Source organism: Sporolactobacillus terrae DSM 11697 (genome assembly GCF_000648615.1).
Classification (GTDB): Bacteria; Bacillota; Bacilli; order Bacillales; family Sporolactobacillaceae; genus Sporolactobacillus; species Sporolactobacillus terrae.
Genome location: NZ_JFZC01000015.1, coordinates 55,113 through 74,913, shown reverse-complemented (window position 1 = coordinate 74,913; position 19,801 = coordinate 55,113). Strand labels below are relative to the sequence as shown.

21 protein-coding genes are annotated in these 19,801 nt (G+C 46.8%); 13 read left to right on the top strand and 8 right to left on the bottom strand.

Translation table 11 applies throughout. The features are described from left to right. Position 1 precedes the first annotated feature (1 nt). From AA84_RS0102460 to AA84_RS0102445, 4 genes are read left to right on the top strand one after another with little or no spacing between them, the layout of a single operon-like run. Positions 2 to 220, top strand: a complete 219-nt coding sequence (locus AA84_RS0102460; RefSeq protein WP_010023396.1) for a DUF3906 family protein — start codon at positions 2 to 4, stop codon at positions 218 to 220. A gap of 14 nt (positions 221 to 234) precedes the next feature. Beyond that, on the top strand, positions 235 to 1,011 hold the full coding sequence (gene cobA, locus AA84_RS0102455; RefSeq protein ID WP_010023394.1) for a uroporphyrinogen-III C-methyltransferase: 777 nt from the start codon (positions 235 to 237) through the stop codon (positions 1,009 to 1,011). Between the two features lies 1 nt (position 1,012). After that, complete coding sequence (locus tag AA84_RS0102450; protein WP_028975873.1) at positions 1,013 to 1,762, top strand: sirohydrochlorin chelatase; 750 nt, start codon at positions 1,013 to 1,015, stop codon at positions 1,760 to 1,762. Continuing rightward, a complete protein-coding gene (locus tag AA84_RS0102445; RefSeq protein WP_028975872.1) occupies positions 1,740 to 2,366 on the top strand; it encodes a precorrin-2 dehydrogenase/sirohydrochlorin ferrochelatase family protein in 627 nt (208 codons plus the stop codon). Before AA84_RS0102450 ends, AA84_RS0102445 begins: the two co-directional genes overlap by 23 nt. 221 nt (positions 2,367 to 2,587) lie before the next feature. On the opposite strand, the gene AA84_RS0102440 is transcribed toward AA84_RS0102445, so the two are convergent. Next, positions 2,588 to 4,099, bottom strand: a complete 1,512-nt coding sequence (locus AA84_RS0102440) for an AMP-binding protein (RefSeq protein ID WP_028975871.1) — start codon at positions 4,097 to 4,099, stop codon at positions 2,588 to 2,590. Positions 4,100 to 4,533: 434 nt separating this feature from the next. On the opposite strand from AA84_RS0102440, the gene AA84_RS0102435 reads away from it, so the two are divergent. Both AA84_RS0102435 and AA84_RS0102430 read left to right on the top strand, forming a co-directional pair. Next, positions 4,534 to 4,725 carry a hypothetical protein gene (locus tag AA84_RS0102435; protein WP_028975870.1) on the top strand — a complete coding sequence of 64 codons (192 nt, stop codon included), beginning with the start codon at positions 4,534 to 4,536 and terminating at the stop codon, positions 4,723 to 4,725. A 99-nt stretch (positions 4,726 to 4,824) separates the two neighbouring features. Next, positions 4,825 to 5,418 (top strand): C39 family peptidase, encoded by a 594-nt coding sequence (locus AA84_RS0102430; RefSeq protein WP_028975869.1) that lies wholly within the window; start codon positions 4,825 to 4,827, stop codon positions 5,416 to 5,418. A 207-nt stretch (positions 5,419 to 5,625) separates the two neighbouring features. Here the strand turns inward: AA84_RS0102430 and AA84_RS0102425 are convergent, their stop codons facing one another. From AA84_RS0102425 to AA84_RS0102405, 6 genes are all read right to left on the bottom strand, one after another. Then, positions 5,626 to 6,480, bottom strand: coding sequence for a Cof-type HAD-IIB family hydrolase (locus AA84_RS0102425; RefSeq protein WP_028975868.1), 855 nt, complete (start codon positions 6,478 to 6,480; stop codon positions 5,626 to 5,628). Between the two features lie 42 nt (positions 6,481 to 6,522). Then, on the bottom strand, positions 6,523 to 7,026 hold the full coding sequence (locus tag AA84_RS0102420) for a PTS sugar transporter subunit IIA (protein WP_010023382.1): 504 nt from the start codon (positions 7,024 to 7,026) through the stop codon (positions 6,523 to 6,525). A 109-nt stretch (positions 7,027 to 7,135) separates the two neighbouring features. Continuing rightward, on the bottom strand, positions 7,136 to 7,633 hold the full coding sequence (locus AA84_RS0102415; RefSeq protein WP_028975867.1) for a hypothetical protein: 498 nt from the start codon (positions 7,631 to 7,633) through the stop codon (positions 7,136 to 7,138). Beyond that, complete coding sequence (locus AA84_RS18265; protein WP_128166966.1) at positions 7,630 to 8,046, bottom strand: SIS domain-containing protein; 417 nt, start codon at positions 8,044 to 8,046, stop codon at positions 7,630 to 7,632. The genes AA84_RS0102415 and AA84_RS18265 overlap by 4 nt, the downstream gene beginning before the upstream one ends. Then, positions 8,001 to 8,414, bottom strand: a complete 414-nt coding sequence (locus AA84_RS18260) for a MurR/RpiR family transcriptional regulator (protein WP_051577780.1) — start codon at positions 8,412 to 8,414, stop codon at positions 8,001 to 8,003. Before AA84_RS18260 ends, AA84_RS18265 begins: the two co-directional genes overlap by 46 nt. A 191-nt stretch (positions 8,415 to 8,605) precedes the next feature. Beyond that, the gene (locus AA84_RS0102405) at positions 8,606 to 9,967 is read right to left on the bottom strand and encodes a 6-phospho-alpha-glucosidase (protein ID WP_206612236.1); all 1,362 of its coding nucleotides are present in this window, start codon (positions 9,965 to 9,967) and stop codon (positions 8,606 to 8,608) included. Positions 9,968 to 10,462: 495 nt separating this feature from the next. Here AA84_RS0102405 and AA84_RS0102400 point away from each other — a divergent pair, with 495 nt between their 5' ends. Further along, entirely contained in the window at positions 10,463 to 12,055 is a 1,593-nt protein-coding gene (locus AA84_RS0102400) for an alpha-glucoside-specific PTS transporter subunit IIBC (RefSeq protein WP_028975865.1), read from the top strand. A 539-nt stretch (positions 12,056 to 12,594) separates the two neighbouring features. Then, positions 12,595 to 12,954, top strand: a complete 360-nt coding sequence (locus AA84_RS0102395; RefSeq protein WP_028975864.1) for a DUF805 domain-containing protein — start codon at positions 12,595 to 12,597, stop codon at positions 12,952 to 12,954. 465 nt (positions 12,955 to 13,419) lie between these two features. Here AA84_RS0102395 and AA84_RS0102390 read toward each other — a convergent pair whose 3' ends face one another. Next, positions 13,420 to 13,995 (bottom strand): hypothetical protein, encoded by a 576-nt coding sequence (locus AA84_RS0102390; protein ID WP_028975863.1) that lies wholly within the window; start codon positions 13,993 to 13,995, stop codon positions 13,420 to 13,422. A 669-nt stretch (positions 13,996 to 14,664) separates the two neighbouring features. On the opposite strand from AA84_RS0102390, the gene ilvB reads away from it, so the two are divergent. From ilvB to AA84_RS0102360, 5 genes are read left to right on the top strand one after another with little or no spacing between them, the layout of a single operon-like run. Continuing rightward, positions 14,665 to 16,371, top strand: a complete 1,707-nt coding sequence (gene ilvB / locus AA84_RS0102380; protein WP_028975862.1) for a biosynthetic-type acetolactate synthase large subunit — start codon at positions 14,665 to 14,667, stop codon at positions 16,369 to 16,371. Between the two features lie 4 nt (positions 16,372 to 16,375). Continuing rightward, positions 16,376 to 16,636 (top strand): ACT domain-containing protein, encoded by a 261-nt coding sequence (locus tag AA84_RS0102375; protein WP_028975861.1) that lies wholly within the window; start codon positions 16,376 to 16,378, stop codon positions 16,634 to 16,636. 49 nt (positions 16,637 to 16,685) lie between these two features. After that, the gene (ilvC, locus tag AA84_RS0102370; RefSeq protein ID WP_028975860.1) at positions 16,686 to 17,720 is read left to right on the top strand and encodes a ketol-acid reductoisomerase; all 1,035 of its coding nucleotides are present in this window, start codon (positions 16,686 to 16,688) and stop codon (positions 17,718 to 17,720) included. A gap of 31 nt (positions 17,721 to 17,751) precedes the next feature. Further along, a complete protein-coding gene (locus AA84_RS0102365) occupies positions 17,752 to 18,756 on the top strand; it encodes a threonine ammonia-lyase (protein WP_236628054.1) in 1,005 nt (334 codons plus the stop codon). A gap of 15 nt (positions 18,757 to 18,771) precedes the next feature. Further along, the gene (locus AA84_RS0102360) at positions 18,772 to 19,548 is read left to right on the top strand and encodes an ABC transporter ATP-binding protein (RefSeq protein ID WP_028975858.1); all 777 of its coding nucleotides are present in this window, start codon (positions 18,772 to 18,774) and stop codon (positions 19,546 to 19,548) included. Positions 19,549 to 19,801: the final 253 nt, after the last annotated feature.

Here is a 19,801-nt window from a genome sequence, read left to right as displayed (position 1 = left end):
CATGGAGTTGTTTCGCTTTATTGTGACGGCCGGTACATCGGAGATTCCAGTCGTCGCTGTAGCAGAAAATGAAGAGGCAGCCTTCCGAGTTGTCGACCGGGAATTGGATCATACCCTTTTAAAATTACCGCAGATCGATCATATTGCTCTGATGCAAAAAAAGAGTATTTCAAAAAAAGGGTCAGGCTTTGCGATTCTGCCAAGGGAACGATTTGAGTAAGGGAGGAAGAACGGATGGGAAAAGTATATTTAGTCGGTGCCGGTCCGGGTGATCCGGATTTGATCACTGTCAAAGGTCTTCGGCTTATTCAAACTGCTGATGTGATTGTCTATGACCGACTGGTGAATGACGTTTTGGTCAATGAAGCAAAACCGACTGCCAAACGCATTTATTGCGGAAAAATGCCGCATTCGCATCCACTAAAACAAGGAGCAATCAACCATATCTTAGTCAACCAGGCTAAGAAAAATAAGCGCGTTGTTCGATTGAAAGGCGGCGATCCGTTTGTTTTCGGACGAGGCGGTGAAGAAGCGGTATTTCTTGCAAAAGAAGGGATTGCTTTTGAAGTGGTGCCGGGTATTACCGCAGGAATTGCTGCACCGGCTTATGCAGGCATTCCAGCAACCCATCGCGACTACTCCAGTTCACTGGCCTTTGTAACCGGGCATGCGAAAGCGGGTGGACAGGAAAAAATCGACTGGGCAAAGCTGGCTACCGGCGTCGATACGCTGGCAATCTACATGGGTGTCGGCAATATCGCCCATATTACGAATGAACTAATTATAAACGGACGGCATCCGTCAACACCGGTCGCATTGATTGAATGGGGAACAACAGAACACCAGCGTACCGTCACGAGTACATTGAGCCATGCCGCTGATGAAGCAGCGAAACAAAAAATACAGAGCCCATCAATGATCCTTGTTGGCGAAGTGGTCAGGCTCAGGGATCAATTAAAAGGGTTCGAAGCAATGGAGCCGTCCGCAGATCCCGTCAAGGAGGCTTTATAAGATGCTTGCCGTGCTGTACGTTAGCCATGGAACACGCATTCATGAAGGCGTAAAGCAGGCGAATCAGTTTCTTTCGTCATGCATGAAACAAGTCGATGCACCGATTCAACGGGTCTGCTATCTCGAGATTGTTCAGCCCGGGATTTTGGACGGCATCCGCCAATGCATCGCAGCCGGCGCAGAAGTGGTTCTGGTTCAGCCGCTCTTGTTATTGACGGCAGGTCACGCTAAGCGAGATATTCCCAGAGTCATCAAACAAGCAGAGCGCCTTTATCCCGATGTGCGATTTATCTATGGCCGGCCATTCGGTGTCGATGAACGGATCGTGTCGCTCTTAATTGAACGGCTGCATGAGCAGCAAAACCCTCTGCCTCAGGGTTCGGGAATTCTGCTTGTCGGCAGGGGCTCCAGTGATCCCGATACAAAACGCAATTTTGCCCAGATTCGTCATCTGCTGCATCAGAAAGGCATGGAGTCGGTGACGGTCTGTTATATGGCCGCTGCCAAACCAACCTTTGAAGAAGGACTCGACCAAGTCATTCGTGAGCAGTGGCGGCATGTCTATGTCATTCCTTATCTGCTTTTCAGCGGTGTTTTAATGAAAACGATCCATCGGTCAATTGATGTGAAAAACAAGGCAGGTGCATCGATCACTCTGTGTCGGCCGCTTGGTTACCACCCGCATTTAATCCAATTAATGAAAAAAAGGGTTGAGGAGTCGCTTCACCATGTATTATCCGATTATGCTTGACATTAGGGGAAGAAAAGCAGTTGTGGCGGGAGGCGGTCAGGTCGCCTGCCGAAAAATTAAAGCCTTGATCGCTGCGGGCGCTGCGGTTACGGTTGTCAGCGTTCATGGATCCGAGCAGTTGAAAAAGTGGTCGGAAACAGGTCAAATTCATTGGTTGAGGCGCGCCTGGAAAATAGATGATGCCGAAACAGCCTTTTTAGTCTTTGCAGCAACCGATGATCGTGAAGCGAACAAGCAAATTGCTGAACAGGCCCAATCAAATCAGCTCGTCAGCATCATCGATCGGTATGAAGAAGGAAATTTTGTACTTCCAGCAGTATGTCACAGAGGAAGGTTGACACTTGCGGTATCAACAGGCGGAGCGAGTCCGCTGCTCGCTCGACGGATTCGAGATGAAGCGGCTGCGCGGCTGGATGATCAAACCGAAGACTATCTCGAGTTTTTGTTTCAGATGCGTCAGGAAATTAAACGAAAGGTTACCCGTCCGGCCGATAAGACCCTCTGTCTGCGCAACCTGCTTGACCGCAAATATAGAGAGAAGCAAATCCAGGAACAAACCTTGCATCATATTGATGCATTTATCACCGAAAGCCTATGCCAATAAAAAGTGGCGCAAAGCAATACGAAAACATGTCCTATACCGCATAATCCGTACAGAGACTCGGTGACGATGCTCTGTTTTTTATAGGAAGAAAGTATAGGATCGGTTTGACTGGCTTCAAACGTTAACTTGCTTAAAATGAAAATCAATGCCTTAAAACCAAAAAAAGAGCCCTGACTTGCAAGAATGATTGTCTTGTAAGTGAGGACCGGTCTGTCGATCGTTTAGTTGTTTTGTTTTGCCCAATTTTCCATCTTCCAGTAGTTGGCTTTTCCACTGCCGAGGAGCGGGATTTCATCAACGGTTTCAATGCTCGACGGCATGTAGAGCATCGACATCTTCTTGCTTTTGATGAATTTTTTGAACTCGCGTGTAGAGACCTTGGCCTTGGTGGTAAACAGAATGATTTGTTCGCCTTTTCGTTTATCCGGGATACTGACGGCGTAAAAGTCGGAACTTCCGTAGCATCCCATTGCCAGTTCCTCCACCTTATTAAGTGAAATCATCTCGCCGGCAATTTTTGCAAAGCGCTTCAGGCGGGCAATGATGTGGATAAATCCATCTTCATCAATCTGCGCAATATCGCCGGTATTGTACCATTCGCCGCATGGCACGAAACCTTTGCCGTGAATCAGGTAGCCTTTCATCACGTTCGGCCCTTTCAGCATTAGGTTGCCGCCTTCCTCAACACCTTCTACTTTTGCAATTCTTGCTTCCATGAGCGGAACCAGTGTGCCCACTGTGCCTTCTTTGACATGTTTCGGTGTGTTGAGCGAGATAATCGGCGATGTTTCAGTTGCTCCATAGCCCTCCAGAATCGTGATGCCAAACTTTTTCTTATACGTTTCGCGGACGTCTTCCTTCAGCTTTTCTGCACCGGCAACAACGATACGCAGCGTTTTAAACTGTTTCTTGCTCGCAAATTTAGCGTAATTGGCGAAGAACGTGTTGGTCGCAACAAATAAGGTGCTCTTATCTTTGTAGATCGCCTTTGGAATGTCGCGAAAATTCAGTGGTGACGGATAGAGGAACGCTTTCATATTAAGAATAAACGGTAGAACCGCGCCGACCGTCATGCCGAACGAGTGAAACAGCGGCAGCGGGTTGAAAATCCGATCATCCTCACTGAGTTCAATATGTTCCTTGACTTGCATAATGTTTGCATAAATATTGCGATGGGTCAGGATGACGCCCTTTGGTTTTGATTCGGTGCCTGAGGTAAACAGGATGACCTCCGACATCTCTCGTTTCTTCAGTCCGGCAACGCGGGCCTCGACCAAACCGGAGATTTTATGCATTGTCGAAATCCCGGCCTTCAAATCCTCAAGATAGATAATCTTAACTTCTTTTTCCATCTCTTCAAGGACATAACCGAGATCAGCCTTTTTAATGAATTCGCGTGAAGTGATCACGGTTTTCAAGGAAGCCGTTTGAATGCAGTCAATAATGTTCTGCGCGCCCATTGTAAAATTCAACAGGCACGGCTGCTGCTCATTTTTGAAGAGCGCGAACAGGACAATTGCCTGTGGCACAACATTTGGAAGAAAAAGACCGATGCGTTTCTCATCATCAACGACTTCACGAATCTTCTTGCTCATAATGTTGGCGGCAATCAGAAACTTCTTATAGGTGAATTTATTTTGCGTATCCTCAATGATCACTTTCTTCGGATGCAGCTTCGCTTGCTTTACCATCTCATCAAACAGGTTCACATCATCAGGTATTTGCAACGTCAAAAACAGTCACTCCCAGAGTACTAACAATTTAGCCTTCATTCGTCTATTCCCTTTTTCACAACGATTGAAGCAGGAACGCTTAGGTCTCGCATGCGTCTTAGAAACGATGAATAACACAAAATGAATAAACTATGGCTCATTCTTTTTTATAGCGTGATTCCAATCAAAAAGCAAGAACGAAAACCGCTACCATTTTACTACGTCTAGTGTTTACAAATAGTTTCAAAGATAAACCATCACCCGTTGCCTGAGGGAGGATCGTCCTCGGCGTGTCTAGTGTATGGTATCATGAATAAAAAGTGTTTCGCTGAAAGGGTGAGGGGATGGATACACGGATTCATCTACGGCAAAGTCTTCCCATTAGATGCGCTTTAAATTGAATCATGTCATCTTTTAATTGAATCATGAAAAACGAACACGAGGGGACAAGTATTTTGGACACAGTAAAAACGGTACTGAAAGCACTTATTTTTTATTTGATTCTACTCACAATCGGGGATATTCTGTTTGGTTTTCGCACGCATGTTGCCTATTACAATCTATTTAGGCCGGTGAATTGGCTTTTATTTGTCGCACTGCTCTATTTCTTTTTATTTCCAGTGAAAGGAAAAGATTCTAAAGAATAATTTAGCAATACGAACCGTTTCGATCAATTACGCGATGGGTAGATTATTTCAACACGGTTCGTCGAAGAATCAATAGGTACAGATGAGGAAGTGACAACTATGCATCGATTGGATATACCCTTAATCAAGCAAAGACCGGAACTGCCGACCGGTTGCGAGGCGGTTGCTTTAACCATGGCACTGCACTACTACGGCATTAACGTGGATAAAGAAAAAATTGTAGCACAAATGCCGCGGGATGCGACCCCATTAACGCGAGATGAGAAGGGAACGATCAAGACTTGGGGCGATCCGGAAGCTGGTTTTGTCGGCGATCCGTACGGTGATGGCATAACCATCAATCCGAATCCTTTGAAGCAGGTGCTCGACCAATACCGGAGCGGTGGGGTGGCACTCTATGGAAAAGCATTCAGTGTCATTGAAAACTATGTTGCAAAGGGCAAGCCGGTGCTCGTTTGGTTTACGATTTCACACGAAATGCCGATTCTCAGATATTGGCACACACCTGCAGGCAAAAGCATCTTTGCGCCGCGACCGCTGCATTGCATTGTGATGACCGGCATCGATGAACACGGTGTTTCTTTCAATGACTGTGAATCCACAGAACGGAGCGGCAAAGATGTTACCGTGGAACGAAAGAAGTTTATTAAAATATATGATGCTATGGGTCGCAGAGCACTTGTAGTGAACTAAAGCAGTTTAACCATGTGTTTTTGAAAGTGATCCAATTATTACACGAACCGGTCTGAATGTGGTAATGGGCTTTATTAACAGAGCTGCAAAATTCGATAGCTGTGCCAAATCGGGTCTGTGTTAAATTCTTAGGTCATTGAAAAATTCAATTAATAAAATGGAAAACGACCATTCACTAAATTCGCGAGTGGTCGTTTTCTTATTGGCTTAATACAATGCCAGTTGATTTTTCAGACTATAGGCGACACCGTGGTGATTGCAATCGAGCGTGACAAAGGAGCTGATTTCTTTGATCGAGGCAATGGCATTGCCCATGGCAACTCGTGTTGCAGCCGCATGAAACATGGGCAGATCGTTATCACTGTCTCCAATGACAATGGTATCTTTCTGATTGATCCCATAATGCCCGGCTAACTGGCGAATGCCCTTACCCTTATCGCATTTACTCGAGTTGAACTCTAACGTGTAACCGAGTGAGTAGGTGCACGACAAATCTGTTTGGTTAGCAAACTGTTCCCTGAGCTCAGTAAGAACCTGCTTATTAAAGGAAAAAAAGAGTAATTTATAAACCGCGTGACCGCTGCGGATGAGCGAACGTATCTCTGAACGTGGCTGCCAGCCTGCCTGAGCAAATTGGACCTCCGCTCGTGCCCATGCCTTTTGCGCGCTTTCCTTTGACAGCCGCTTATCGCTCACGTCCAGTTCCTCGCGGATAATCTGCTTTCCATCGAAAGGAATTAGCAAATGATGGGCGGTTGTCGCTTCATAGTAGAGGCGATGGTTTTCCGCGTACGCAATCAATTGTTCGGCAGTTTCTTGGGATAGGGGCGTCTCGCTTAGCAATTGGCCGCTGTGATCAAAAATGGTTGCCCCATTTGATGCAATCACCGGCAGGCTTACGCGTCCGCCAAGCATTGCCTGAACATCCATGACTGCCCGCCCGGTTGCAATCGCAACAAGATGATGTTCGGACGCCGCGGAAAGTGCATTCATGTTTTCGTCACTGATTCGATGATCTTTGTTCAGTAGCGTTCCGTCCAGATCAATCGCGACTAGCTTCACAGTAACACTCCTCATTATTTTTCTGATGCATGGCTGAGCTTTTTACTTAAGTGTCGATGTAAAGAGTACGGATTCCCCGGCTTTGACCTGGGTTAATTCCGACCATTCAAAGGAAAATTTATCTTCAGCCGTATTCGTAATCACAATCGGAACAACGATCCCTTTTCCTTGCTTGCTGATGAAATCAAAATCGACTTTCATCACCGGTTGGCCGACCTTGACTTTATCGCCAACCTTGACCAGATTTTCAAAGCCCTCACCATTGAGTTCGACCGTATCTAGTCCGATATGCACAAGAATTTCTTCACCCAACTTCGAGCGAATGCCAAATGCGTGTTTGGTTGACGCAAGTTGAATGACTTCGCCGTCAATCGGTGCGACGACGGTATGTGTACGAATATCCGGCGTAACCGCCATCCCTTCACCCATCATTTTTTCAGAGAAAACCGGATCCGGAACATCCGTGACCATCTGTGACTGACCCGAAATGGGTGCATAAACCTTTTCTTCTTTAACCGTTTGCTTTTGAAATAATTTACCAAACATATCAATCACTCCTTATAAAATAAAAAATGTATCTAATTTTTAACAGAAACAAAAGGGTTGTGAATCCAACGCATAACCGCCCGAGTGAGCAGCTGAAGTAAGACCGGGACTAAGCAAAGAAGGTCAGTCGAATCAAGGCGAAACTGCAAAACAGAGAAAGAAGGATCAGCCCTGCTGCTGCTGCTGAATAAAGGCGGTAGTGCAACAGATTGTGAAGTTTAAATCCATCGCTTAGACGTGCCTCTGAATGCAGCATGACAAAGGCGGACATGATAGCGATTACAATATTGCCAACTAGAAGTTGACTAATTGAAAAGAGAACCAAGAGCGCATACGTATAGTTTCTGCCCTCCACATGGCTAAATTCTTGTGTCAGCCGGAACAGAAGATATCCCCACAGCAGGTTCAGCATAACCGCAAGAAACATTATTGAATAGAGCGGATGGGTGAGCAAGAGGGTTTGAAAATCGGTCTTGCTTCGTACCATCGTCAAAAGAAGATAGGCAATGTAAAGGAAAGGGAGAACCAAGGTAAAAGCAGTCAGATAACCATACAACTTTTTAAACGACAGGTGAATCATCAGCAAGCTCCGGATTCTCTGCTTCATTTCATATCACCATCCTTAGTTGAGATTTGTTTGACGTAATCAAAAAAGAATGCTTCACAAAGGACTGATAATGCAGCTAAAGACGTCGGATCCTCTGAGACATGCATCGTCTTATGAATTGGGTATTCGGCTGCAAGAAAATATAGATTGTATGGCACAAGATTTGCTAATTCATTACGATCAAACCGTGTATTGGTAATGGAGAGTATCGGTACACGCTTTAAACTGAGAAAGCGAACAATTTCGATAATATCTGAAATGTCGCCGCTCAGTGAAATAATAATTAAAAGGTCCTCTTCACTGAGATAGGGAACAATCATTTCCAATTCACGCTTGGCTGCCAGATTGTGGATCATTTTCCCGCTGTTTAGAAAATTACGTTCCAGTTCACCGATTGCATTGCGCTGCGCCACCCGGTTCCATAAGCGAAGATGTTTTTTGCTGATTGTATTTTTTTATAAATGGGCACTAAATCGGTTTTCTTGAATAGGTCCATGGTCTTGTCGATGTTTGTGAGCGTCTGCTCAATATAATCCATGGCATGCGTCATGTCAGGCTCCAAATCATTTTTTAAGGAATACTTAAATTCACTGAAACCGGAGAAACCGAGTTTTTGAGCTGTACGCAGAATAGAAGATTTTGAGATTTTACAGCTTTTCGCCAACTCTGTAATGCTCTGTGCTGCACATTCTTTTTTATGATCAATGATGTAATGCAGTGTGGACAGATCCGTTTCGTTCAATTGATCGTAATTCTTGTTGATCAGCATCTCAAGTTTCATGGTCGTGATCCTTGTCTCCTTGGAACCATCGCTGTTGCCTGTTAAGTTCCTTTAATGAGCGGGGATCGAAAGGGGTGTTAGACGTTAAGCGTTTTCAATAGAAGGAAAACGTTTAACCTCCAGCCCTGATACGCGAATACCCTGCTAATTAGAATCATAGCAGGGTATTCGAAAATTGGCAATGATCAGGTTTAATTTAAACTAAGCTCGAGTTCTTTTACCTTCGCATCTTTTTTCAACTCCGGCCAGAAGCCCTTATTTGCTTCAACGAGGTCATCAAGGATCTTCTTTGCAACGGCTGCATCGGGAACCGTGTGTGACAGTGTGAGTGCCTGCCACAGTTTCAGATAGGAATGTTCCACCCAAGCGTCTACAGCGAGTTTTTCAACGGCAACTTGCTGTTCCAGTAGTCCCTTTTGGAAACGTGGAATGTCGCCCATGGCCAAGCGTTCCGGACCATTTGCACCAACGATACAAGGCACTTCAACCATTGCCGTTGGTTCAAAATTGGCGACGGCACCGTTATTTTCAACAATGACCAACATCCGTTCATGCGTGTTGTAAGCAATCGCCCGTGACAAATCAACAATATAATTTGAGTGATCGTCCGGTTCAAACTTCAATCCTTCGATGGACTGCGACTTAGCAATTCTGCGGCATTCACTGAAGACAAATTTTTCACGACCTTCTCGCACTTCATCGGTACGTGTATGGTTCGGGTCCATGTGTTCCGCTTCAAATTTTGTGTACAGATAATATTGAAGGTATGTGTTCGGGAAACGGTCCGGATCAAGGGCAAAGGTGTTTTTTGCCATGCCGAATGTTGCCTTCCAGCTGGGTTCTTCGTTCATCCCCGGAAGCAAGTAGCCGTGTTCGGCAATATAGTCGCGGATCTTCGGCATGAGATCATTGCCTTGTTTGTCACGCACCGCGGTCCACCAGCCAAAGTGGTTCAAGCCGAAATAGCGAACTTCCAAATCATTATAATAGTTGAGACCGGCAAGTTTCGCCATCCGTTCCTGAATACCGACTGGCATATCGCAAATGTTCAGGATTTTCGAATTTGGTTTCAGGCGGCGCGTTGCTTCGGCAACAATTGAAGCCGGATTCGAGTAGTTGAGCATCCAAGCGTTCGGTGAATACTTTTCCATGTAATTGGCGATTTCCAGCACGCCGCCAATGGAGCGAAGGCCATAAGCAATTCCGCCGGGGCCGCAGGTTTCTTGACCAATCACACCGTATTTTAATGGGATTTTTTCATCTTTATCGCGCATCGCGTATTTGCCGACACGGATTTGCGCCATAACGAAATCGACATCGGTAAAACCTTCTTCCGGATCGGTCGTAGCGACAAAGTTGATGTCCGGAGCCTTTTCGCGAAGAATGACTTCACATGCATCGGCAATCACTTTTTGACGTGCACCGTCGTTGTCGTAAAGTTTTAACTGACGGATTGGGAAACGATCCAAATGTTTCAGCAGAGTCATAACAATTCCAGGGGTATAGGTACTTCCTCCGCCAGCAATGACGATTGAAAACTTTTTCATGGTAATCCCTCCATTGTAATGTTTCTTATTGGGTTTCTATTTCTGATTCTCTTTCGTTTACACCCCTCATGTTACACGTTTTTGAAGCGGTTACAATACGTTTTGCATGATTAGGGAAAGCGCTTTTCTTTCTGGATAAAGTTACGTCAACTGGGAATTTTCTCACCGGTGACAACCGGTCATGTTACGTTTCGTTTATTCTCATGTATAGGTAAGACCTGAAGCACATGTTTTATCTCATTAAACACAGTGTGAAAATCATTGATGAATAAAAGTGCTCCTGTGGCTCCCATTCATACACTGGGCTTTAGACGGTTATGCATGCTGCGCAGAAGTTTGTGACAATTCCCAACTCTTGGACCCTTTCTCTTTAACAATGATCTGTTCCCCATTTAACGAAACATTATTGAAAACGTTTACATTTATATTATGATTAAAGGGTTCAGAATTTTATTGATTATCGCTGTGTGGAATTCATAACCTTATTAGGAGGCGGTTCAAATGATGCAAAAAATTCAACGTTTTGGCGGGGCGATGTTTACACCCGTGTTGTTGTTTGCTTTTTCAGGATTAATCCTGGCACTATCAATCATGCTGACCAATCCAATGATCGTTGGCGGTATTGCGGATACAAGTACGTTTTGGTATAAATTTTGGACGATTATTCAAAATGGTGGCTGGACAGTCTTCAATCAAATGGAACTATTGTTTGTTGTCGGACTTCCGATCGGTCTAGCAAAACAAGCCAACGGCCGGGCGGCAATGGAGTCCTTAATTGTTTATTTGACGTTCAATTATTTTGTCAGTACAATCCTTGGTTTTTGGGGGAAGACGTTTGGCATCAATTTTAATGTTGATCCGACTCAGGTACAAGGGACCGGCTTGAAACTGATTGCCGGGATCAAGACATTGGATACAAGTGTGCTTGGCGCTATTGTCCTTTCGGCAATCGTTGTCTGGCTGCACAATCGCTACTTTGATGTGAAGCTTCCGGAATGGCTCGGCGTTTTCCAAGGGTCGACATTTGTTACGATGCTTGGTTTTTTCGTGATGCTTCCCGTTTCTTTCTTAGCTTGTTGGCTGTGGCCAATCGTACAGCATGGCATTTCATCGCTGCAAGTATTCATGGCTTCATCTGGCGTAATTGGTGTATTCATTTATAGTTTCCTTGAACGTGTACTGATTCCAACCGGACTGCATCACTTTATCTATCTTCCATTCATGTTTGGCCCAGCCGTGACGCCGGATGGTATTGTTAAGGCCTGGCTTGCCAATATGCAAAGTTTCGCTGAATCAACGAAACCGTTAAAAGAGTTGTTCCCAGCCGGCGGGTTCGCGCTGTTTGGGAATGATAAAGTTTGGCCGCCGATTGGCATCGCCGCTGCATTCTATGTCACTGCGAAACCGGAGAAAAGAAAAAAAGTGCTCGCTCTGCTTATTCCTGCGGTGCTGACGGCGATTATGGCAGGAATTACTGAACCGTTTGAATTTACGTTCTTGTTTGCGGCTCCGGTGCTGTTCATCGTTCACGCATTGCTGTGCGGATTCATGGATGCGGCGATGTATTTCTTCGGTGTAGTTGGCAGCATGGACAGTGGTCTCATTGATATGGCAACAAAGAACTGGATTCCGTTGTTTGCCAATCACTGGATGACTTATGTGACCCAATGGATCATTGGCTTGATCTTCATCGTCATCTACTTTTTCTTGTTCCGCTTCCTTATTGTTAAGTTCAATTTTGCGACACCGGGTCGTGAGGCCGATGATGAGGAAACGCAGCTTTACACCAAAGCGGATTATAAGAATAAAAAAGCAGGCGACAAAGCAGCAGGTACAAATCGATACATGGAATCCGCTGCCGTCTATCTTGACGCGCTTGGCGGTTTCGACAACATTCAAGACGTCACGAACTGTGCAACGCGCCTTCGTGTAACCGTTAAAGATGAGGCCCTCGTTCAGCCGGATGCGGCATTCAAAGCGGGTGGCGCGCACGGTGTTGTTCGACATGGAAAAGCGTTCCAAGTTATTGTTGGCCTTTCTGTGCCACAGGTTCGCGAGGAATTTGAGAAGCTGCTGAAAAAAGGCATTCAATGATCAATCAATGAGTGGGCTAAAGCCGTTCATTCTTGTGCAACATCTTGTCGCAACAATAGCGGCAAGATGTTTTTCTTTTATAATTGGAGAAGGATTCGTTAAAGGAGGCGCAAGCGATGGGGTTTGAAAATGAAAAGGTAATGTGCGTGCGCCTCTTGGTCACAGGTCGCGTTCAGGGTGTCGGATTTCGCTAAGTGGTTTGGCATGGGAGATGCCTTGTATCAGAAGTTGGATTTTCAGCCATCACAAGAGTTTATAAAGAACTATAAGCATCAGTAAAGCCAGAAAACGCAAAAAAGATGGTCAAATGACCATCTTTTTCACAGTCATAATGCACAGTGATTGCGACAGCTTTCGTGTGCTCGACATTAGCTGACCGACAATCGATGCGGGAGCGCGCATGACCACGTATGGTCGCCCGCATAAACTATGCGGGATCACGCATGATTTGTGCGGTTTTTTAAGTGGGATCATAAGTTATAATTACATCATTATTAATCAATAGTCTTTTAACCAAATTTGGTGAAAGTGGTGGTTCGATGCATTGGTATGTTGATGTAATTAAGAATTATGTTGGTTTTAGTGGCCGGGCGACGCGAACGGAATTTTGGATGTTTGTATTAGTTAACTTTTTTATTGCCATTTTTGTAGAACTGATTGATAAATTCATTCTAAACGGTTTGCGGGTTTTTTCCACTTTGTATAATTTAGCTGTTTTGATTCCCGCTTTAGCAGTTGGCGCTCGACGTCTTCATGATATTGGAAAAACGGGTTGGTGGCAGCTGATCGGAATTATACCTGTATTAGGATGGATTGTTTTGATCGTTTATTTCTGCACAGATACTCAGGATAAGGAAAACAGTTATGGGGCGAATCCAAAAGAATCCCTACAGGAATAGGAACAATACGAACTATAAAAAATGGTTGATCTCTAACAGGGGCGGCCATTTTTTATTTTTTATCCGTTTCGAAAATACATGGGGGAAAGGATAGGGACTTCTGTCAATGACTACGCTTTATTTTGTTCGTCACGCGGAATCAGATTCGGATTCATGATGACCGACTGCAGCTTTTCCTGAGAAATAAGAGATCGACCAGTATCTTCGTGCACTGTTAAACGTATGAGTGTTACGAGAAAATTGTCTGCTCAAAAAAAGAATCTTCCTATATAATATTGAAGAATTCCGTGAACAGAAAGTAGTCGGATGGATCAAGAATTTTCACGCTTTTGTCAAGCAGCGGGGAAACGACTTTTCGTTTAAGCTGGGCGGCGGCGAGAATCTGCGCAAGGTCCAAAGTCGCATAATTGTGCGCTGAATCAGATCTTCAATTGAACAGGACAGTCGCATTCTGGTGTTGGGTAGCTAGGGCAGAGCGCGCAGCACACGCGTTAACGCGTTCGATGGTTGCAGCATGTAATGGCGTGGATCGTGAACGTGACATTCGTGCCTACAACCTGCACGCGGATCGAAACGGTTGATCTTTTTCAGAATCCGCGTGATGAGCAATTCCTTGTCAGCATTAATCATGGTGAGCTTCTGTACCGGGTTTTGATGCCATGCGCTGCCGTTTCTCATGATGGGTTGACGCCATTGAATCAGGCGATCAATAGCCGGGCGGGTAGCAGCCCGGTTTTTAACTGCTGATTTTGCATGGTGTGGTTCGCTCGCGGAGAACAATGACATGTCTTCGAAAGCTGCCGCTTTGCGGCGAGTCAGGAAGAATGAACGCAACATCTGTTGGCTCAGTAAAACGTGTACTGCTGCACGCAGTTGCAGAAATGCTGCCTGCAAGAACCGAACAGGCGCATCTAATCTTTGAACGTTGCGCATCGCATTTTCTCGAGCACACGGACGGACAAGCATACTGCAGAACAAACGGAATAATAACCATCGGACATGCATTTGTACGTTTGGTTTCCTACCGTAGGAACGGTTCATCGAAAACTGCCTCCTTGTTTCTAATAAGCATAATAAAAAGCCGCCCATTCGTTTGAATGGGCGGCTTTGCCTGAACCCATTCAACGCGAATCGGGGTCCAAGCATTCGTTAGTTGTCAACGGATGCCGGGACCCTAGCTAATAATAAGAATAGCTTTAACCATGCGTTGTAATGGACGATTCATAGCAAATGGCTCCTAACCGGAATTGTCAAAATTTTAGTATTGTCACTATAGCACGCTTGAAAATTTGTGTCAACAGAAAATAATCAAAAAATTGCCGTTATTTTTAATCGACGTGGCGGAGCCCGTTAAGAAAGCTCATACACAGGTTTGAGTCACACGGGCCAGTCGTTTACAGGCGCTCATGCTGTGCTGGTATTGCTCTGCTCGAATCATTGTTAGACAAGTGTTTTTGATCGCACAAGAAAATTCCGAAAAAAATTTAAGCTGTTTTTCTTCCATAAGAGCACCCAAAAACCTATGGAAAAAATGGATAAGAGGGGGTTGACTGATTTTTCTTAAGTGATTAACATGTGTGCCAACCCCAAAAATTTCCGCTTCGGTTTTCGAAACCAAACCGGAAAGTGGGGCAATTGAGGCCAAACACAGAGAAGGATGAAGAGCCTCAGAAACAAAAAGGCAATCAGAAAAAGAGAGGAGGAACCTAAATGACTGAAAAAACAGAACGGCGTACCGAAACGGGCGCTGATCTGCTGCTCCGATTAATCAAGCGGTCGGGGACAGAGGTGCTGTTCGGCTATCCGGGCGGTGCGGTACTGCCAATTTACGATGCGGTTTATCGACAGCGCATGCGTCATGTGCTGACGCGGCACGAGCAAGGTGCCGTACATGCAGCTGAAGGCTATGCCCGGGTTTCCGGGAAACCGGGAGTCGTGCTGGCAACGAGCGGGCCTGGTGCGACGAATTTGGTCACCGGATTGATGGATGCGCTGATCGACTCGCTGCCGCTGGTTGTGTTTACCGGTCAGGTAACACGCCGGGCAATTAACAGCGACGCGTTTCAGGAAGCCGATGTCGTCAGCATGACTGCGGCGGCGACCAAGCATAATTTTCGCGTCCGTAGTGTCAGTGAATTACCGCGAGTGGTTGCCGAAGCCTTTTATTTGGCGGCGAGCGGCCGGCCGGGACCGGTTCTGGTCGATCTGCCCAAGGACATTTGTGCCGGGAGTTCGGAAAAAGTAGCGGAGCCGCCCGGTACGGTTCAGCTTCCGGGTTATCATGTGCCCAAGCAAGCGGATGGCCGCGTGGTGTTGCAGCTAGCAGACGCATTGGTGAAAGCAGATCGTCCGCTACTACTGGCCGGCGCCGGTGTGCTTCATTCTGGAGCATCCGAGCAACTTCGCCATTTCGCCGAACATTGCCATTTGCCGGTGGTGACCACCTTTCTTGGCCTCGGCAGCTTCCCAGCATCGCATTCGCTTTCTCTTGGTATGGGCGGGATGCACGGAACGTTTGCCGCCAACATGGCACTTTCCGAATGCGATCTGCTGCTTAATGTCGGCGCGCGCTTCGATGACCGATTGACTGGAAATCTTGAAAAATTTGCGCCGAATGCTCAAGTCGCCCATGTCGATATTGATCCATCGGAAATTGGTAAAGTGGTCAAAACGGATTTTGGTCTTGTCGGCGATGCCGGCACGGTACTCGTTCAGTTGAAACAAGTCTTGGCTGTGCCCTTGCCCAGTCATCGCGATTGGCTGAATCATTTGCACGGTTATGCCGATGCGCATCCGCTGCAATATGATCCTGTGAAGGCAAGCCATCAATTGCTGCCACAATTTGTTATTGAGCAGATTTGCCGTTTTGCTGGCCCGGACGCCATCATTGCAACGGATGTTGGACAGCATCAAATGTGGTCGGCCCAATATTACCGTTTCGAAAGGCCTGGGAAATTTGTCAGTTCAGGTGGTTTGGGCACGATGGGATTCGGTCTCCCGGCGGCCATTGGTGCACAGGTTGCCTGCCCACAGACGAAGGTGGCGGCGATTCTCGGCGACGGCGGTTTTCAGATGACGCTTCAAGAGTTGGCAGTCATTGCCGAACAGAGACTGCCTGTGAAAATTTTTATTCTAAACAATCATACGCTCGGAATGGTTCGGCAATGGCAGGAATCCTTTTATGGCAAACGTTATGCGGAATCGATTCCGGAAATGCAGCCTGATTTTGTCCGGCTCGCGGAAAGCTACGGGATCCGCGCGCGGCGTTTGACCGATCCGGCTCAGGTTGCCGAAACCGTTGAAGCGGTGTTTGCAACGGATGCTTCGGCATTGGTTGATTGCAGGGTGAAGCAGATGGAAAATGTGACGCCCATGGTTCCTCCTGGCAAAGGATTGATGGAAATGACGGGAGGGTGAACAGATGGAGCAGACAGTACGGGTTGAAACGGCAACGAACCCTGATGTTCTGGCGCGGGTCACGATGTTGCTTGGACGTGGCAATTTGTCGATTGTCAACATGAACGCGGAACGTCAGGGCAAGCATTTTTACATGCACCTGACGCTGACAGCAGAAAGCGCAACCCAGCTGAAGCGGTTTGTCAGCCAGGCAGCAAAGCTGATTGATGTGTATGACGTTGCGCCATGCAGCGAAAAGAATGGATCGCTGGACGCGTCTAACTAAAACAATTTAACTATTGGCAATAGACAAAAAAGAAAAGGGGTATACGAAAATGACGGCAAAGGTTTACTATGACAAAGATATCAATGAAAATGTACTGCGTGGGAAAAAAGTAGCGATCATGGGCTATGGCTCGCAAGGACACTCACAGGCTCAGAACTTGCGTGACAGCGGCTTCTCCGTGACGATCGGCGTAAGGCCAGGAAAATCTTGGGAAAAAGCGGAACGCGATGGATTTCCGGTAAAAACGGTACGGGAAGCAGCGGCAGAAGCAGACGTTGTCATGCTGCTGCTGCCGGACGAACGTCAGCCTGAGGTTTATTACAAGGAAGTTGAGGAAGGACTTGAACCGGGCAATGCACTTGCATTCTCGCATGGCTTCAATATCCACTTCACTCAAATCGTGCCACCGAAGGATGTTGATGTATTCATGGTTGCGCCTAAAGGTCCAGGCCATTTCTGCCGCCGTGAATATCTGAATGGTGGCGGCGTACCGGCATTCTACGCTGTGCAGCAAAATCCATCCGGTCAAGCGGAAGAACTCGCGCTCGCATGGGCGAAAGGGCTTGGCGCAGCGCGTGCCGGTGTGCTGAAGACCACATTCAAGGAAGAGACGGAAACGGATCTTTTCGGCGAACAAGCGGTGCTGATGGGCGGTCTGACACACTTGATCGAAGCTGGATTTGAAACACTTGTTGAAGCAGGCTATCAGCCGGAAAATGCTTATTTTGAGACCTGTCACGAGATGAAAATGCTCACCGATTTAATCTACGAGAACGGTTTGACCGGGATGCGTTACTCATGCTCCGATACCTCCAAGTTCGGTGACTTTACGGTTGGACGTTATGTGATCGACGACGGTGTAAAAACGCGTATGAAAAAAGTCCTTGAAAATATCCAGTCCGGCAAATTCGCTCGCGATTGGGTGCTTGAAAATAAAGTTGGCCGCCCGATGTTCAACTCACTGCAGCAAAAAGAAAACAATTCAGAGCTTGAACGCGTGGGACGCGAACTGCGCAAGTTGATGCCGTTTGTTAAAGAAGGCAAGCAGGACAGTGAGGACATTACAGCAAACGTTGCACAATAAAATGTGGGGTTGACCCGAAAGGGGAGAAAGGGTGAAGAACATTGGGGATTATGTGTCGCTCGCAGCAATTCAAGAAGCCTGTGAAACGCTGATGCCTGTTGTGCATCGGACGTCGCTGATAGAATCGGCGACATTGAACCGCTTTAGCGGGGCGCATCTGCATCTGAAACTGGAAAATATGCAGCGAACCGGATCATTTAAACTTCGCGGCGCATTTAACAAAGTGGCTCATTTGTCTGATGAAGCGCTGAGTCGCGGTGTTGTCACCGCCTCTGCCGGTAATCATGCACAAGGCATTGCCTATGCAGCAGCACGACGCGGGGCTGCGGCACGAATCTTTATGCCCAAACAAACGCCTAAGGCTAAGATTCGGGCAACGGTCGCTTATGGCGCAGAAGTTGTACTTGCGGGTGCATCCTACCAGGAAGCGTACGAAGCCGCGCGCATGGACTGCCGGACAAATCATTCTGTTTTCGTTCATGCATTTGACGATAATCAAGTGATTGCTGGACAAGGCACCGTTGCAGCAGAAATGCTGGCGCAATGTTCAGATCTGAATACGGTACTTGTACCAATCGGAGGCGGCGGTCTTGCCGCAGGAACTGCTTGCTATCTGAAGAGTGTTCGGCCGAGTGTACGCGTGATCGGTGTTCAATCGGATCACGCACCGGCGATGTATAATTGTTTTCATCACGAGAACAAGTCGGCAAATCGACAAACGCCAGGCATCGCTGAGGGCATATTGGTTGATTGTCCTGGTGAACGTACGGTTCCGGTCATCCAACGCTATCTTGACGATCTCGTCACCGTCTCTGATTCAGAGATTGCCCAGGCAATGGTACTCATGCTTGAACGCAGCAAACTGCTTGTCGAAGGTGCCGGCGCCGCAGCACTTGCGGCGGTACTTGCCGGCCGGGTTGATGTGCGCGGCCAGCACGCCGGTTTAATTGTCAGCGGAGGCAATGCCGATCCGGAGGAATTGCCGCAGATTCAACACATGGCTGCAGAATCTGTTTCAAAGGTCGGCACGCTTTGAAAGGGGAAACGCTGAATGATTATTGATGCGAAAAATATCAGCTGGGTACGCGCAGATCATACCGTTCTGAAACATGTCGATTGGCAAGTGCACAAAGGGGAGCATTGGTCGCTGGTTGGGCTGAATGGTTCAGGAAAAACAACCTTACTGAAAATGGTTAACGGCTACATCTGGCCGACAAGCGGCACGTTGTCCGTGCTCAATCGTCCGTTCGGAACATGCGATTTGCGCGAGTTGCGCAAGAAAATTGGCTGGGTAAGCACTGCACTCGTTGATAAATTCAGGGCAGATGAACGACCGGAAACGATTGTTTTGAGCGGTAAATTCGCCTCCATTGGTCTTTACGATCAGGTATCGTCCAACGAGCGCGAGAAGGCGCATGAGTTATTGCAGAAGCTGGGCTGCGCATCGTTTGCGGGCAGAGCATTTGGTCTTTTGTCGCAAGGTGAGAAACAGCGCGTGCTGATTGCCCGCGCCTTGATAGCGGAACCTGAACTGTTAATTTTGGATGAACCGTGCAATGGGCTGGATCTGTTTGCCAGAGAACATTTACTGGCTCTTGTTGCACAACTGGCGGGCTCAGAGGAAGCACCAACAATGATCTTTGTAACCCATCATGTTGATGAACTTCTGCCTTGCTTTGATCATACACTCCTGATCAAAGCAGGGGCCGTCTTTCAATCCGGTGCGGCACGCGACGTCATGACGCCCGAAACTATGAGTGAATTTTATGACTATCGCGTTTCCGTGCAGCAGCAAAACGGACGACTCGCCGTGTCCCTGCGTGCTTAATCAATTCGATGGATTCAATCCTTTTAACTCCAGTAATTTTACTGATGCTTTTCTGTTTCGCGCATCTGCGCGTGGACGGAGAAGCTTTTTTTATGCCGCGAAGATTGCATTTTCTCATTCGCTCACTTCTTTGCATCTTTGCTGCTGAATATTAAAAAAATGTAAATCCTTAACCTTCCGTTAACAAAAATTCAGATCTGATCATAACCGTGGTGCAGATAAATGTTGATCGAACCGTGCTTATGGCGAAATG

Excerpts from the sequence above, each read along its gene's own strand:
- AA84_RS0102460 (WP_010023396.1), top strand. The coding sequence starts at position 2 with ATGGAGTTGTTTCGCTTTATTGTGACGGCCGGTACATCGGAGATTCCA.
- cobA (WP_010023394.1), top strand. The coding sequence starts at position 235 with ATGGGAAAAGTATATTTAGTCGGTGCCGGTCCGGGTGATCCGGATTTG.
- AA84_RS0102450 (WP_028975873.1), top strand. The coding sequence starts at position 1,013 with ATGCTTGCCGTGCTGTACGTTAGCCATGGAACACGCATTCATGAAGGC.
- AA84_RS0102445 (WP_028975872.1), top strand. The coding sequence starts at position 1,740 with ATGTATTATCCGATTATGCTTGACATTAGGGGAAGAAAAGCAGTTGTG.
- AA84_RS0102430 (WP_028975869.1), top strand. The coding sequence starts at position 4,825 with ATGCATCGATTGGATATACCCTTAATCAAGCAAAGACCGGAACTGCCG.
- AA84_RS0102420 (WP_010023382.1), bottom strand. The coding sequence starts at position 7,026 with ATGTTTGGTAAATTATTTCAAAAGCAAACGGTTAAAGAAGAAAAGGTT.
- AA84_RS0102415 (WP_028975867.1), bottom strand. The coding sequence starts at position 7,633 with ATGAAGCAGAGAATCCGGAGCTTGCTGATGATTCACCTGTCGTTTAAA.
- AA84_RS18260 (WP_051577780.1), bottom strand. The coding sequence starts at position 8,414 with ATGAAACTTGAGATGCTGATCAACAAGAATTACGATCAATTGAACGAA.
- AA84_RS0102400 (WP_028975865.1), top strand. The coding sequence starts at position 10,463 with ATGATGCAAAAAATTCAACGTTTTGGCGGGGCGATGTTTACACCCGTG.
- AA84_RS0102395 (WP_028975864.1), top strand. The coding sequence starts at position 12,595 with ATGCATTGGTATGTTGATGTAATTAAGAATTATGTTGGTTTTAGTGGC.
- AA84_RS0102390 (WP_028975863.1), bottom strand. The coding sequence starts at position 13,995 with ATGAACCGTTCCTACGGTAGGAAACCAAACGTACAAATGCATGTCCGA.
- ilvB (WP_028975862.1), top strand. The coding sequence starts at position 14,665 with ATGACTGAAAAAACAGAACGGCGTACCGAAACGGGCGCTGATCTGCTG.
- AA84_RS0102375 (WP_028975861.1), top strand. The coding sequence starts at position 16,376 with ATGGAGCAGACAGTACGGGTTGAAACGGCAACGAACCCTGATGTTCTG.
- ilvC (WP_028975860.1), top strand. The coding sequence starts at position 16,686 with ATGACGGCAAAGGTTTACTATGACAAAGATATCAATGAAAATGTACTG.
- AA84_RS0102360 (WP_028975858.1), top strand. The coding sequence starts at position 18,772 with ATGATTATTGATGCGAAAAATATCAGCTGGGTACGCGCAGATCATACC.